Origin of the sequence: Lysinibacillus capsici, from assembly GCF_003367505.1 — a bacterium.
In the GTDB taxonomy this organism is placed as follows: Bacteria; Bacillota; Bacilli; order Bacillales_A; family Planococcaceae; genus Lysinibacillus; species Lysinibacillus capsici.
The window spans coordinates 213203-227721 of record NZ_PXXX01000010.1 but is presented as its reverse complement, the minus strand read 5'-3'; the positions used below and the strand labels follow the sequence as shown (position 1 = coordinate 227721).

At 35.7% G+C, this 14519-nt stretch carries 14 protein-coding genes; 10 read left to right on the top strand and 4 right to left on the bottom strand.

All coding sequences use genetic code 11. From position 1 onward, the window contains the following. Positions 1-45 precede the first annotated feature (45 nt). The 8 genes from C7B89_RS08230 (at position 46) to C7B89_RS08195 (ending at position 8291) form a co-directional block, all read left to right on the top strand. On the top strand, positions 46-1473 hold the full coding sequence (locus tag C7B89_RS08230; RefSeq protein ID WP_004232450.1) for an amino acid permease: 1428 nt from the start codon (positions 46-48) through the stop codon (positions 1471-1473). 203 nt (positions 1474-1676) lie between these two features. After that, positions 1677-2477, top strand: coding sequence for a DUF817 domain-containing protein (locus tag C7B89_RS08225; RefSeq protein WP_115673470.1), 801 nt, complete (start codon positions 1677-1679; stop codon positions 2475-2477). Between the two features lie 158 nt (positions 2478-2635). Continuing rightward, positions 2636-3223 carry a pyridoxamine 5'-phosphate oxidase family protein gene (locus C7B89_RS08220; protein WP_115673469.1) on the top strand — a complete coding sequence of 196 codons (588 nt, stop codon included), beginning with the start codon at positions 2636-2638 and terminating at the stop codon, positions 3221-3223. Positions 3224-3443: 220 nt separating this feature from the next. Continuing rightward, positions 3444-4136 (top strand): VanR-ABDEGLN family response regulator transcription factor, encoded by a 693-nt coding sequence (gene vanR / locus C7B89_RS08215; RefSeq protein WP_167444827.1) that lies wholly within the window; start codon positions 3444-3446, stop codon positions 4134-4136. A 22-nt stretch (positions 4137-4158) separates the two neighbouring features. Further along, positions 4159-5253 (top strand): sensor histidine kinase, encoded by a 1095-nt coding sequence (locus tag C7B89_RS08210; RefSeq protein ID WP_244205601.1) that lies wholly within the window; start codon positions 4159-4161, stop codon positions 5251-5253. 88 nt (positions 5254-5341) lie between these two features. Then, positions 5342-6259, top strand: coding sequence for a D-alanyl-D-alanine carboxypeptidase family protein (locus C7B89_RS08205; protein WP_048389674.1), 918 nt, complete (start codon positions 5342-5344; stop codon positions 6257-6259). 224 nt (positions 6260-6483) lie between these two features. Beyond that, positions 6484-6879, top strand: coding sequence for a VOC family protein (locus C7B89_RS08200; protein WP_115673468.1), 396 nt, complete (start codon positions 6484-6486; stop codon positions 6877-6879). 281 nt (positions 6880-7160) lie between these two features. After that, positions 7161-8291, top strand: coding sequence for a CamS family sex pheromone protein (locus C7B89_RS08195; RefSeq protein WP_115673467.1), 1131 nt, complete (start codon positions 7161-7163; stop codon positions 8289-8291). A gap of 31 nt (positions 8292-8322) precedes the next feature. Here the strand turns inward: C7B89_RS08195 and C7B89_RS08190 are convergent, their stop codons facing one another. Continuing rightward, positions 8323-8793, bottom strand: coding sequence for a hypothetical protein (locus C7B89_RS08190; RefSeq protein ID WP_054550673.1), 471 nt, complete (start codon positions 8791-8793; stop codon positions 8323-8325). 219 nt (positions 8794-9012) lie between these two features. On the opposite strand from C7B89_RS08190, the gene C7B89_RS08185 reads away from it, so the two are divergent. Continuing rightward, the gene (locus C7B89_RS08185) at positions 9013-10275 is read left to right on the top strand and encodes an NtaA/DmoA family FMN-dependent monooxygenase (RefSeq protein WP_244205599.1); all 1263 of its coding nucleotides are present in this window, start codon (positions 9013-9015) and stop codon (positions 10273-10275) included. Positions 10276-10309: 34 nt separating this feature from the next. Here C7B89_RS08185 and C7B89_RS08180 read toward each other — a convergent pair whose 3' ends face one another. The 3 genes from C7B89_RS08180 to C7B89_RS08170 all read right to left on the bottom strand — a co-directional run bounded on the left by C7B89_RS08180 (position 10310) and on the right by C7B89_RS08170 (position 13566). After that, the gene (locus C7B89_RS08180) at positions 10310-11236 is read right to left on the bottom strand and encodes a TIGR03943 family putative permease subunit (protein ID WP_115673465.1); all 927 of its coding nucleotides are present in this window, start codon (positions 11234-11236) and stop codon (positions 10310-10312) included. 11 nt (positions 11237-11247) lie between these two features. Beyond that, entirely contained in the window at positions 11248-12249 is a 1002-nt protein-coding gene (locus C7B89_RS08175) for a permease (protein WP_115673464.1), read from the bottom strand. A 135-nt stretch (positions 12250-12384) separates the two neighbouring features. Further along, entirely contained in the window at positions 12385-13566 is a 1182-nt protein-coding gene (locus C7B89_RS08170) for an AraC family transcriptional regulator (protein ID WP_054550677.1), read from the bottom strand. A gap of 164 nt (positions 13567-13730) precedes the next feature. On the opposite strand from C7B89_RS08170, the gene C7B89_RS08165 reads away from it, so the two are divergent. After that, the gene (locus tag C7B89_RS08165; protein ID WP_115673463.1) at positions 13731-14489 is read left to right on the top strand and encodes an SDR family NAD(P)-dependent oxidoreductase; all 759 of its coding nucleotides are present in this window, start codon (positions 13731-13733) and stop codon (positions 14487-14489) included. Positions 14490-14519 lie beyond the last annotated feature (30 nt).

The following is a 14519-nucleotide window of genomic DNA, read 5'->3' as shown; positions in this document are numbered from 1 at the left end:
AAAAAAGAAAGTGCTTACACAGATAATGAATGTAAGGAGTTTTTTATGGCAGCAGAACAATATGAATTAAAAAGAAGTATGAAAGCAAGACACTTATTTATGATTTCACTTGGCGGATGTATTGGAACTGGTTTCTTTCTTGGATCAGGCTACACGATTAACCAAGCTGGGCCAACTGGTGCCATCCTAGCTTACTTAGTAGGCGGAGCAGTTATGTATTTAACAATGCTATGTTTGGGTGAATTGTCTGTTGCTATGCCGGTATCAGGTTCATTCCAAACGTACACAACGAAATTTATCGGTCCTGCTACTGGTTTTGCCGTTGGATGGCTATACTGGCTAGGTTGGGCAGTAACTGTTGCTCTTGAGTTTTTAGGGGCTGGACAACTAATGCAAAGATGGTTTCCTGATTCACCAGTATGGATGTGGTGCCTAATATTTGCAGCACTACTCTTTGTATTGAATGGTTTATCAGCAAAAGCATTTGGTGAAGCAGAATTTGTCTTCTCCAGCATTAAGATATTGGCAATTATTATGTTCCTTGCGGTTGGTGGAGCAGCTATGTTTGGGCTAATCGATATGAAAGATGGAACAAATGCCCCTTTCCTTACTCATTTTTATGAGGGTGGATTGTTTCCTAATGGTGTAACAGCACTGCTTATTACAATGATTACCGTGAATTTTTCATTCCAGGGTACAGAATTGATTGGTATTGCTGCTGGGGAGAGTGAAAATCCTGAAAAGACTATCCCTAAATCTATTAAGCAAACTGTTTGGCGTACGCTGTTCTTCTTTGTGTTATCCGTATTTGTACTTGCGGCAATGATACCAATGGATAAAGCAGGGGTGGTGGAAAGTCCATTTGTAGTCGTATTAGATAGCATTGGTATTCCATATGCAGCAGATATTATGAATTTTGTTATCCTAACAGCCTTATTATCTGTCGCAAACTCGGGTCTTTATGCTGCAACACGTATGCTGTTCTCACTATCTGTCGAAAAGATGGCAAGTCCCGTTTTAGGGAAAGTTAATAAAAGAGGTATCCCAATGAATGCATTACTAATCACACTCGCTGTAGCAGGTCTGTCTTTACTGTCAAGTGTATTTGCTGCTAATACAGTCTTTGTGTGGTTATTATCTCTAGCAGGCTTAGGTGCACAAATTGGTTGGATTGCGATTACAGCATCTCAAATTGCATTTAGACGCTCCTATATACGCCAAGGAGGAAAAGTAGAGGATTTAAAATTCAAAGCGCCACTGTATCCAGTGATCCCTATTTTAGGTTTATTAGCGAACTGTATTGTTATGGCAAGCTTGGCTTTTGATCCAGCTCAACGTTTAGCACTCTACTGTGGTGGAGCATTCTTCATTGGTTGTTATATCGTTTATTATTTAAAAGTGAAAAAAGTGACGAATTTAGAAATAAACCAACAAGAAGTCCAATTAAAATTAAATCAAAAAATATATCTTTAATATCAAAGAGTAGCTACTTACATGGCTACTCTTTTCTTCATAGATAAGCAACAACAAAGACGTATTTAACAAAGAATAGTTCCAGTAATAAGAGAAAAAATTTATTGTTTTTCGATAAATAAATATTGAAATAAGATAATTTATCGTTTATTCTTCATACAAGAAGCAATTTAATTATGAACAAGTTCATTTGAGGTGGATTCATGTTGAAGAATTTTATTAAAGACTTAGGAGTCTTTACGTATCATCAATCATTATCTTGTATTTTTCCTGTTGTGATATTTGCTACACTTGCACTCTCTAAAGTCATTCAAATACCTGGGGTAGGAAGATATGACTTTATTCTGGCAATTTGTCTATTGACTCAGTACTTGATGTATAAATTTGGTTTAGAAACAAAGGATGAAATAAAAGTCATTTGCTTGTTTCACATTATTGGGCTCGTGCTCGAACTATATAAAGTGAATTTCAATTCATGGTCATATCCTGAAGAGGCGTGGACAAAAATAGGGGGTGTGCCTTTATATAGCGGATTTATGTATGCGAGTGTAGCAAGTTATATTTGCCAAGCTTGGCGTAGGTTTGATTTAAAAATTGTAAGCTGGCCAAAAAGTTATGTAGCTATTCCACTTGGAGCCATTATCTACTTGAATTTTTTCACACACCATTTTATTTATGATTTTAGATGGCTGTTAATGGCACTACTATTTATTGTGTTTTATCGTACTGTTGTAAAATTTACAGTACGGAACAAAGTCTTTAAAATGCCCATTGTTGTATCGTTCTTTTTGATTGGCTTTTTCATTTGGATTGCTGAAAATATTGCAACGTTCTTTGGAGCATGGTCCTATCCGAATCAAGAGGTGTCTTGGTCGATTGTTCATTTTGGTAAAATCAGTTCATGGTTTTTACTTGTAGTCATTAGCATTATGATTGTTGCGCAACTTAAACTATTCTATCGTGATGTAGGTGAAAATTTGGAGAATAAATCATTCAATATATGACATTCATTTGTAGAACTAGAGAACTTCTAGAAAATAGTATGGGCTTTTGATAAACTAGTATTTTTACTTTGTACCCATGCCCTTTCATCAAACTGTCCCTTTTTTAACGTGCAATACTGCTGTAGACTCCTTTTTAGAAGAGGATAGGGGGAATGATAATGGTAACAGATATTCGGATGATAAATAGAGTTTGTACAGATGAAAAACAAATTAAACAATTTTTAGAAGGCGCACAAACTGCATTTCTTGGTTTGGTAGATCAACATATGCCATATGTTATTCCGCTAAATTATGTTTACAAAGACGGAAGTTTTTATTTTCATGGTGCCAACGAAGGAAGAAAAATAGATATTCTAACAAATAATCGGAATGCATGTATCACAATAAGTGAAAATTATGGAACAATGGTAGACCCTATTCCTGCTAAGACTGATACGGCTTATATAAGTGTAGTAGCAAATGGTTTGGGGGAATTTGTTACAGATTTAAATGAAGCTACTGCTGCTATGCAGGCAATGCTTGATAAATATGTACCAGATTATTACCAAGCACCTTTATCAAAAAAGCATATCGAAAAATATCAGTCATCTTTAGGGAGCAAAACGCTTGTTCTAAAAGTGAAACCTACCAGTATAACTGTAAAAGAGAATAAATTAAATAAACAAATGCTATATTACGCAGGTAGAGTGGTAACACAGGATATGAGTCGAAAATCTACTACTACAGCAATCAATCCAACAAATTAATTACCAGAAAATGCGAGGCTTGGGATATAACCTAAGCCTATTTTTGATGTAGTAATAGTTCATTATGAAGCTATCTATGATTTTGTTAACATAAACCTATCAAAAGTAGAGTTGGAAAGATGTTTTTATCTAACTACCCTAATAATAGATATAGTCATGCGTAAGTGCTATAATGCCTGTGAAAAATCATTGGAAAACAAGTGGGGAGAAGGAGAGGGCAATACAGTTGAATATATTAGTTGTTGACGATGAAAAGGAAATTGCAGATTTAATAGAACTTTACTTAAAAAATGAAAACTATCATGTATTTAAGTTTTATACGGCTCAAGAGGCTTTGGCATGTATTGAGCATGAGAAAGTAGATTTAGCTGTTCTGGATATTATGATGCCTGATATAGATGGGTTTACTATTTTACGAAAAATCCGAGAAACACTGAATTTTCCAGTGATAATGCTTACGGCAAAGGAAGAAGAAATCGATAAAATAAATGGATTTTCTCTGGGAGCAGATGATTATATAACAAAGCCATTCCGTCCATTAGAGTTGGTTGCTCGTGTAAAGGCGCAAATACGAAGATTTACTTTCTACAACCAAGGTTCGAAGCAACAGGAAGATATCATTGATTTTGCTGGCTTGGTGATTAATAAAAACACACGACAAGTCTTTTTAAATGAAAGACCCATATCCCTTACACCTACGGAGTTCGCTATTCTTTGGTATTTATGTGCAAATCGAGGGACAGTTATTAGCTCAGAGCAATTATTCCAAGAAATTTGGGGGGAAAAGTACTTTAGCAGCAATAACACGGTAATGGTTCACATTCGACATTTACGGGAAAAAATGAAGGATGCTGCGGAGAACCCAAAGTATATTAAAACGGTTTGGGGAGTGGGGTATACCATTGAAAAATGAGTTTGGCAAACTGAAAAGGAAAATGGTTCTACAAATTATTTCGATACTTGTCATCGCTAGCATCATAGGCTTTTTTATTAATTTTGCATTTATTGATGGGGTCTTACAAGCTCCCTTTGCAGATGCTTTTATTGCTTTTTGTGAAAATGTCTTGCAACTTGATTATTATGCTGCAAGCAATGCCTATCATGTGTTATTTCGACAAAATAAATCGCTTTGGCTTGCGATAGGATTTATTTTATTATTATTGATTATTTTCTATATCGCCTTGTCTCGATTTACCCGATATTTTCATCAAATTAGTTCAAGTATTACCATGCTTGCTGATGAGTCAGGGAAGGAAATTGAGCTCCCAGCTGAACTCGATTTTTTGGAGAAAAAATTAAATAACGTGAAATATAAATTAGAAAAGCGTGCAAGGGATGCACAAGAAGCTGAGCAACGAAAGAATGATTTAGTTGTCTATTTAGCGCATGATATTAAAACACCTTTAACATCCATTATTGGCTACTTAAGTCTTTTAGATGAAGCGAGGGATATGCCGGTAGAGCAGAAAGAAAAATATGTGACGATTACATTAGATAAATCTTATAGACTGGAACAACTAATCAATGAATTTTTTGAAATAACCAGGTTTAATTTACAATCCATCATTTTAGAGAAAGATTCTATTCCTTTACAACATATGTTAATGCAAGTGGCCGACGAGTTTTATCCATTGCTGGCACCAAAGGGTCAAAAAGCCATCGTCAAATTAGATGAAGATATTACTATCTATGCAGACGGCAATAAAATAGCAAGGGTATTTAATAATATTTTAAAAAATGCAATTGCCTACAGTGATCCAAATAGTACAATTGAAATTAGTGCGCAAAGCGAAAATAATCAGACATTTATTTCGTTTACGAATACAGGGAAGACGATTCCTCCTGAAAAATTAAAAATGATATTTGAAAAGTTTTACCGCTTAGATAGTGCAAGGTCTACCCAAACAGGAGGTGCTGGGCTTGGTTTAGCCATTTCTAATGAAATTGTACAGGCCCATGGCGGAACCATTACCGCAACTTCTAGTAATGATACAACCGTATTCACCGTGATGATTCCAACCAATTCTTAAGAAACCTTAAGAATTCACTAATAGTAAATTAAAAATAAGCTCCTTTTTTTATGGTTGAATAAAAGCATAAAGAGAAGGAGTTGTTTTTATGTTCAAGAGAAAAGGTATATTGAGTTTATTGTTCTTATCCATAATGATTTTCGTTTATTTACTATTGAAAGAATCGCCAATGACTTTACGTCAGGAAATAGATCATGCACCAAAAGTAGTACAAACAGCCAGTCAGCATATGCTCGATCTTGATATGTACAGTTCGAATGCAATTTTAGTGAATTTGGATGAAAATCAAATTGTTTTAGATAAAAAAAGTGAGGAAAAGATTTATCCTGCTTCTTTGACAAAAATGATGACGGTTCTAGTCGCGATTGAGCAGATCTCCAATTTACAAGAAGAAATCATTTTACCTAAACATATCTTTCGGGATTTATTAGAGGAAAATGCGTCAGTGGCGGGCTTTCTCCCAAATGAAAAGCTGACAGTAGAAGATTTGTTGTATGGCTCTATGTTGCCATCAGGTGCAGAAGCATCACTAGGTTTAGCTGAATATGTTGCGGGGTCAGAACGTGGATTTGTGAAACTGATGAACGAAAAGGCGCAGCAGCTAGGCATGAAAAATACGCACTTTGTGAATACAACTGGACTCCACCATTCAGATCATTATACAACTGTAAAGGATATGTCTTTACTTTTACAATACGCCTTAACAAACGATGATTTTCGAAATGTTTATACAGCAGAAAGATATTCTATAAAATCAACAAACCTTCATCCAGAAGGCATTACTTTTACCAGTCGCATGTTTCAGCATATGACGTCAAGTGCATTGCCAGGAGGGGAAATTTTAGGTGGAAAAACTGGCTATACAGAAGATGCAGGCTTATGTTTAGCAAGCTTAGCTCTTATAAATGGACAAGAATATGTGCTAGTGACAGTAGGAGCGGACGGCAGCCCTAGAACGGAGCAATATAATATTACCGATGCCATTTCGGTATATAGTCAATTATAACTAGCCCTAATAGTGTGTGATTAGAGAATAATTCATTTTCTAGTCACACTTTTTTGTAGTTGTATTATAGAAAAAATAGAATTGAATTATAGATGGGAGATTCCATATAAGTCTCTATAACCAACATGTTGTTGGTATGGCAGAAATAATTTATTAATTTTAATCTTCAGAAAAATGATATATAGTAAATATGATCAAATACATTCATCTTTAAGGAGGATACTATGGGGAGAATAGTTCATTTTGAAATTCATGTAAGTGATATGGATCGGGCTAAGGATTTTTATGGGGAAGTTTTTGGATGGTCATTTCAGGACTGGAGTGAATATGCAGGCATGCCTTACTTCGGTACCGTGACAGGTGAAGATGGTGAACTTGGCATTAACGGTGCTTTAATGCAACGCCAAGGGCCTCCACCAGAAACAAACCAAGCGTTGAATGGCTTTGCTTGTACAATGGGTGTTGAAAGTTATGATGTAACGGAAGCAAAAATTCTTGAAAACGGGGGCAAAGTAGCCATGCCAAAGTACGCATTACCAGGAATGGCATGGCAAGGCTATTATATTGATACGGAAGGCAATGTATTTGGTATTCACCAGCCCGATAAAAATGCCAAATAGTATTGAGGATAAATCGCTCTAAGAAGGAGGGAACCCGCTCCTAAAGAAGCGAAAACCCGCTCTTAAAAGTGTGAGAGCCACTCCAATGTAGTGAAAAACCCACTCATTAGCAGTTGAAAGCAGTAAGACCTATGTTCGAGAAAACGAGCATAGGTCTTTTTTGATCATCTGATAGGTAAATGGGGAGATTTGTAAATTTGTAATGTTTTATTTTGGTAAATTTGGTATCGTTGAATGAGGTAATTTATCAAATGATACATAGTATGCAAGGAGAAATAGCAATGAAAAAAAGAAGCTTTATGTTATTTTTATTCGCACCAATATTGATTTTAGCATCTTGTAGTAGTGAGGACGAAAGTGTTACTGCTAATGAGAAAAAATATATTTCATCGATACAGAAAAAGGAGGTCTATGAGATTCAACAGCCTGCAAAAGTCAATATTGCTAGAGGTTCAATCATCAATAATATGAATAATGCTTTAAATATTAATGAAATTGAAAGAGGACTCATGAATTTATCGGTGAATCATTTCTCAACTGACAAGTTTTATATGCAGGAAGGTCAATATCTGGAAGAGAAAATGATCAGCCAATGGTTAAGTAGAAAAACAGATGAAGGTATTGGGTTAAATCCAGCCATTGAAACTAGAAGTGACAATGTGCTAGAGGATGAAAAAAAGTATCCTTTGATTCTCTCACATGTGTTAGAACAAAATTTTATTAATAAAGAAAATAACAAAGTAGAGGGACTATCGATCGCGATCTCGTTAAATGAATTTTATGATATACGAGTTTCCGATGCCAATGGTTTAATTTACACAGGCCAAGTGAAAGTAGACCAAAATGATGATGATATCAACGATGTTAAAAATTATGGTAAGGAAGTAGCTAAAAGGATTCTTGAGGATATTAGAAAAAATGAAAAATATCCGAGAGTCCCTATTTATTTAACTTTATATCAAGAATCTAATATAAACGATATTATTCCAGGCATATTTTTAGCTGAAACCTTTATTCCTAAAGATGCAGCTACCATAACAAAATGGTTTGATATAGATAAAAAGCATTATATATTCCCATCAGATGCTTTATATAGTTTGGACCAAAATATGTATAATAAATTATTAATTTTTAAAGAGGATATTCAAGGTGGATTTAAACATTTAAATCCTAAAATCATGGGAAAACTTCGTTATGAAGATGGCAAATTAACAGATATTAATCTAGAAATACATGTACCACTGGTTAATGATATTGAATTAATTGGCTTGTTACAGCTCACTAGTACAAAAATAAATACAATTTTATTTGACTATATCCCCATCACCATTCGGGTAATCGATCAGAAGCAGGATGTTGGAATTGTTCTCTGGGACCCAACGGAAAAACAAATTTTTGCATCACCTATTTGAATAGAAAAAAGCTAAAGGGTGAAGCTCCATATTAAATTTCGTAACTTGTATTTATATCTACTGTAATTGAAGAACCATCATTATTATCAAATTTCATGAACCATTGACCAGCTTGGCTTGCATCCAACTCGTAAGTTGAAGTAAATGATTGTCCAGATTTAATGATCTCTCCGTCTATCCAAACCGTTCCATTAGGTGCAGTTAATATAAACCTAATAGATTGTGAGCTGTTATTTTTTACATAAATTTGAATTGTATCAGTGCCATTACTAGGTGCTTTAAAATTAAAGCTCATCGAACCCTGACCAGTTGGAAAGGTAGAAGACGTTGTAAGAAGAGAATCATCACTTTTTTCAGCTGTGGGGGTAGAATAAGATTCCTCAGCAGAAGCACCAAGGTTCGGCGGAATAGATGGTTGGAGTATAGGATCTTCTATAAAAGATGCGCCACCAATTGGAAATATAAAAAGAGTAACTATAAATAAAGAGGTAAATTTTCTCATGATTCCTCCGCTTAAATATTTTTGAATTATCTCGATAATACCTTTATTTAACTTTATAGTAAATATTAGTTTGGTTGCTTATTTTTCATTTGTAGAGGACCTTCAAAAACTTAATAGTCATTCATTGCAATCTCTGCCATGAATGATTATTATGAAAATGATAATCGTTATCAATTAAAAAGAAGGAGAGTAGCAATGAAAAGACACCTTATTATTGGAATGCATTTAGCTGTTTACGGTAATCATGGCAAACAGGGTGCCTTGATAGAAGAACATATTGCATTTGCGCAGCGTGCTGAAGCAGCGAAATTAGATTTTGTATTTAAGGCGGATTATTTAACAGCTCATCCAGAATTAATGGCTAAAATGAAAGGAACAGTTGGCTTAGATCCTAACTTTTTAATGGCGATGGTGGCAAGAGAAACGAAACAGATTGGCTTAGTAACAACGATTTCCACATCCTTTACGCCACCTTATCTGATTGCGCGTCAATTGCAGTCCTTAAATTGGATTAGCGAAGGACGAGTTGGATGGAATATCGTAACCTCTATAGATGGCGCCCATAATTTCAGCAATGAGCCCATGCCTTCTTCCGAGGAGCGTTATGCTAAAGCTGCAGAATGTACAGCGGTGGTCAAGCAGCTATGGCATAGTTATCCCTATGAAACATTAGAAATGGATGAGAATTTAGAGAAAATAAAAGAGCTTGTTAAGCCAATTGAGCATGAAGGAGAATTTTTCCATATAAAAGGTCCCTTAAATCTCCCAATGCATCCAGCAGGAGAGATTCCACTCTTCCAAGCAGGAGCGTCGGATGTTGGGCGGCAATTTGCGGCTACTGTTTCCAATGCGATTTTTGCGGCTACACCAGCCATGGAGGTGGGTATTGAGATGCGTAATGATTTGCGTCAGCAGGCTATAGAAGTAGGTCGTTCAGCCGACGATATTCGCTTATTACCCGGACTCTATTTCTTTATAGGGGATACATATGAAGAAGCACTCGAAATGCACCGACAAGCACATGCACATTTAACACTTGAGCGGCGCTACAGTGCTTTAGAATCTGTGATTGGCATGGATGTTCGTCATTTGGCACTTGAAGATCAGGTAACGGTTGATATGCTGCCATCAAAAGATCAACAAGTACGTAGTAAAACACATGCAGATTTGGTACGTCGTTATATTGTAAACAATGAACCAACAGTCGCAGTATTGTTAGCACGCCCAGAGGTAATTGGCTCAGCCCACCTTGTAGCAATCGGTACACCACAGGATATTGTCGATCAAATTGTTACTTTTTATGAAGAGGGTGCATTGGATGGCTTTATTGCCATACCAGGCGGACCTGCGAAATCTTTGGATTTGTTCTTTAGCGACGTTATTCCCATGTTAGTAGAGCGGGGGTTATTCAGAGCTGAATATGAAGGTAGCACATTACGCTCCCATTTAGGCTTAGATGTGCGATCCCCCATTAATAGCTGAAAAAGGGCAAGCCATAAGCTTTGCCCTTTTATTGCTAGAAACTCATTCGAATATTAATAGGATAAAGATAAGGTGATTCAGGTTGTTCGATTGTTACCCAATCATCAATATGGATAACAGGTAAGCTTGCACCTTCATATGTTGTTTGACTAATTGTACCGACCACTTCAATCCATGTATCTTCTGTGAGTGTAGGAGCGTCCGAAAACTCTGTCAGAAAGCCGACAATACTGGCATCGGCGACGCAATGCGTAATAAGAAATCTTGAAATCACTAGTTGCTTTTCTGTAAAATTTTCTTCTTTTAAAACAAAGCCCTTCAACTGTATTTTCTTCCCCAAATAGTTAGCCAAATTTTGATTAATTTCTTCATAATAAATCGTGTAGTCCTCATCGGTCATTTTTAGCATGGATTGTTGGGATAGCTGTTGCTTTAATTGCTCATATTGTTTTTTAGTCATTTCCTGTTTTTCCTCTGTCAGTCGGGGATCAGCTTCATGTTCATCATAGATGTTTTCATCAATCGTTTCATTTGAAGTGAGGTAATCCTCTATTTTAGATGATTGATTTTGCTGGGTGAGAATAAATGCACCACCTTTTTTATCAGCGATGGATGCATCTAAAATTTTTGCTGGCACGAAGAAGCCTGTCATTATTGGTGTCATGATAATGAGGTAGGCTATCATTTTTTTTCGGGTAAAGGCTGTGTGACCATGGTCGTGATGGGAGCAGCATGCTTGTCCCGTTTGATCACATGAATGGGGAACCTTTGAAAAAGATATAATTCTTGTCACTTGAACAAGAAATAGTATAAAAAATAAAATGGCGGCTGTTTTACTCAGCCCTTCATATTTAGGGTTGATAAATTTTGTTAGTTCTCCGGTCCAATGCAGGTTGGCAATCATAGCCGAAAAGGAGAGTAACATGAAGGCTCTTAGCGCTTGTTGAACGTGAAATTTCATGGTTTTCCCCCTTAGAAGAGATACGCTGAAAGAATCCATATACTAATGTAGACAACTGTAGCCACTAAGGCGATAAACCAAAAAACAAATTTTAAACGAAATACGCTCATCAACATAATGGTATTTTTCAAATCGATCATAGGGCCAAAAATAAGAAAGGCCAGAATGGATGGAGTGGAGAAAATAGCACTAAAGGATGCGCCAATAAAGGCATCTGCCTCAGAGCAAAGTGACAGAATGAAGGCTAAGCCCATCATAACTAGAATGGAGGAGGGTTCCCCTTCTCCAATGGCTACGAGTGTTTTGGTAGATATATAGGTTTGTACAAAGGCAGCTAAAAATGCCCCGATAATTAAGTATTTACCCATATCAAAAAATTCATCGATGGCATGTTTGACCATATTTAATAATTTGGTGAAGAAGGATGTTTGTTGACTAGGGATTGTTAATGAGTAGGGCTGTAAAGAGCTCTTAAATTGGGAGCCTTTAAAAAATAAGCTGATAAGTAATGCTACTACAATAGCGATGACAAAGCCAACAAGCATTCGAAGGCTCGCTATTCTTAAATCATTTCCAAATGCCATATAAGTAGAAAGAATAACAACGGGATTAATAAGTGGACCAGTTAACATAAAGCCTATAGCTGCATGTATAGGTACGCCTTTGACAATCAATCTTCTAACAATCGGAACAATCCCACATTCACAGGCTGGAAATAATGCACCTACAAGACAACTCATGATAACTGCCATCACAGGGTTTCGAGGAATCCACCTTTGGATATGTTCCTCTGTTATAAAAATTTGTATAAAGCCAGCAATCAGTATTCCAATTAAGACAAATGGTAATGCTTCAATTAAAATACTTAAAAATATCGTATTTAAATTGAGTAGAGAGGAACTAAGGTCGTTTAGAGCTGAGACGTTGAATAACAGTAGTTGTAGCATGCCTAGGAATAAAATGAAGAGCAACCAAAAATTCAATACATATTTAGAAAAATGGAGACGTTCCACATAGACCTCCTTAAAGTGTAATGGTTACGTTTTAATTCAAGATATGACATAGATGATATTGTTAGTACTTCAAAAAAGGAAAGAGAAAAGTAAAAATTGATTTCTACCATCTTTTTACTTTCCCTCTATATCGAATTATTTATGAGAATACTTAGTTCTATATTGTTTAGGGGTAATTCCCGTAAATTTTTTGAAAACTTTAATGAAATAGCTTTGATCTGTGAAATTAAGTAATGAACCGATGTCTAGGATTGGATAGTTGGTAAATGTTAAGAGTTTTTTCGCCTCATCAATCCTTTGCTGCTGAATATATTCACTAAAGGAAGTACCTACTTCCTTTTTAAATAAGGAGGAAAGATAATTGGGGCTTAGGTGGCAAATTGCTGAAAGTTGGTCGAGTGTTAGATCCCCATACAACTCATTTTCAATAAAATGGATACAGGTAGTAATGGGTCCAGAATACTTCCTTGTATTTGCCTGTGATACACGGCTTGTATAGTCGTAAATAGCTTCCTCCATTAACGAAAGAATTTCGATTAAACTGTTTTGATCCTCTAGCTTTTGAATGTAAAAATCATTTAATGTAAAGGCTGTTTCTTCATTTAAACCACCCTCAATTGCTGCACGGCAAATAAGTGCAATGCCTGTAATCATCAAATATTGAACACTTCTTAAATTATTGCGTTTTGATAGTATTCCAAGTTCTGCTTGCTCAACAATGGAATAATTCAAAACTTCATTTAGTTTCTCTATACGCCCATTTTTCACATTGTCTAACAATATTTTTTCATAGTAAAGATTTGTATGAACAATATCATTTCTTCTTGCATAGGAGAGCTCAAGCGTAGTATTTTCCTCATGACGAATGAGAGGTCTTAATGCTTGGTTGTGATAAATGACAGCAGATTTATTTAATTTCTTTTGATAGATGGCGTAATACACAAATAAACTAATGGCTAAACTTTGTTGATAATGAAGAATAGGAATCAGCTCTTGATTAACACTTGTCTTTATGTCTTCCACTTCTGGCGAAAGGGAAGGGCCAACTACAATTGCACCTAAATATTGATCCTCTTGCTGCACATTAATATAGAAAAAATTAAACTCAGCATAAGAGAAAAAAATTGGATAGGCATTAGAATCTTTATGGTAAGGATATGTTTTCAACTGTTCCTTTAAAGAAATGTAAGATGGATTATTTGTTGATGAATAGTCAAAGATTATTTTTCCTAATGAATTAATATAAGTGACTGGAAGATGATGTGTTTCATAGATTAATTGGCTGATGTATTGAAGATCAATAGTGTTAATTTTCATGTTCCTACACTCCAGTTCGTAATAATTCTATTAAAATGAAAGCATTTACATTTTTATTGGATAGACATTGAGAAAGTACTATTTTGTGTAGAATAATACAATAAATAAAGGAGAAGTAGCAATAAAATAGACAGTGACTTTAAAATGTTAGGGAGGAATAGAAGATGGATCTTTTGAATAAAATTGCAGTTGTAACAGGCGCAGGAAGCGGAATTGGAAGAGCTAGCAGCTTGAAACTTGCTAGCAATGGTGCAAAAGTGGTGGTAGTGGATTTCAACAAAGAAACAGGGGAAGAAACAGTAAGCTTGATTAGAGAACAAGGCGGGGAAGGTATTTTCGTTCAGGCAGGCGTTTCAAAAAGTGAAGACGTTCAGAAATATGTCAATACTGCTGTTGATACGTACGGACGTATTGATGTATTTTTCAATAATGCTGGGGTTATTCAGAAAATTTCTCCACTAACAGAGATTGAAGATGAAGAATATGACCGTATTATGTCAATCAATGTGAAGGGTGTATTCCTTGGCTTAAAATATGTTTTAAAAGTAATGGAGGGACAAGGAAGCGGTTCAATTATAAATACAGCTTCTACAGCAGGAGTTCGCAGTGAGCACAGTATGGCTGTCTATTCTGCAAGTAAGCATGCAGTAGTGGGTTTAACAAAATCAGCTTCTTTGGAGTATGTAAAAAAAGGTATTCGGATCAATGGTATCTGTCCAGGGGGAGTAGAAACGGCATTAACAAACAGTGTAACTGCGATGTTTGAAACAGGTGGCTATGTGCCAGAGGAGATTCCAAATATGAGAATGGGACGCTATGCAAAACCAGAGGAATTAGCAGAAATGGTAGTATTCCTAGCATCAGACAAAGCAAGCTATATGACAGGCTCTATTGTGTTAGTAGATGGTGGTTTAACTTTATAATGAAAGAAGAAATCCAGTGAATCATTTCAC

Excerpts from the sequence above, each read along its gene's own strand:
- C7B89_RS08230 (WP_004232450.1), top strand. The coding sequence starts at position 46 with ATGGCAGCAGAACAATATGAATTAAAAAGAAGTATGAAAGCAAGACAC.
- C7B89_RS08225 (WP_115673470.1), top strand. The coding sequence starts at position 1,677 with ATGTTGAAGAATTTTATTAAAGACTTAGGAGTCTTTACGTATCATCAA.
- C7B89_RS08220 (WP_115673469.1), top strand. The coding sequence starts at position 2,636 with ATGGTAACAGATATTCGGATGATAAATAGAGTTTGTACAGATGAAAAA.
- C7B89_RS08210 (WP_244205601.1), top strand. The coding sequence starts at position 4,159 with ATGGTTCTACAAATTATTTCGATACTTGTCATCGCTAGCATCATAGGC.
- C7B89_RS08205 (WP_048389674.1), top strand. The coding sequence starts at position 5,342 with ATGTTCAAGAGAAAAGGTATATTGAGTTTATTGTTCTTATCCATAATG.
- C7B89_RS08200 (WP_115673468.1), top strand. The coding sequence starts at position 6,484 with ATGGGGAGAATAGTTCATTTTGAAATTCATGTAAGTGATATGGATCGG.
- C7B89_RS08195 (WP_115673467.1), top strand. The coding sequence starts at position 7,161 with ATGAAAAAAAGAAGCTTTATGTTATTTTTATTCGCACCAATATTGATT.
- C7B89_RS08190 (WP_054550673.1), bottom strand. The coding sequence starts at position 8,793 with ATGAGAAAATTTACCTCTTTATTTATAGTTACTCTTTTTATATTTCCA.
- C7B89_RS08185 (WP_244205599.1), top strand. The coding sequence starts at position 9,013 with ATGCATTTAGCTGTTTACGGTAATCATGGCAAACAGGGTGCCTTGATA.
- C7B89_RS08180 (WP_115673465.1), bottom strand. The coding sequence starts at position 11,236 with ATGAAATTTCACGTTCAACAAGCGCTAAGAGCCTTCATGTTACTCTCC.
- C7B89_RS08170 (WP_054550677.1), bottom strand. The coding sequence starts at position 13,566 with ATGAAAATTAACACTATTGATCTTCAATACATCAGCCAATTAATCTAT.
- C7B89_RS08165 (WP_115673463.1), top strand. The coding sequence starts at position 13,731 with ATGGATCTTTTGAATAAAATTGCAGTTGTAACAGGCGCAGGAAGCGGA.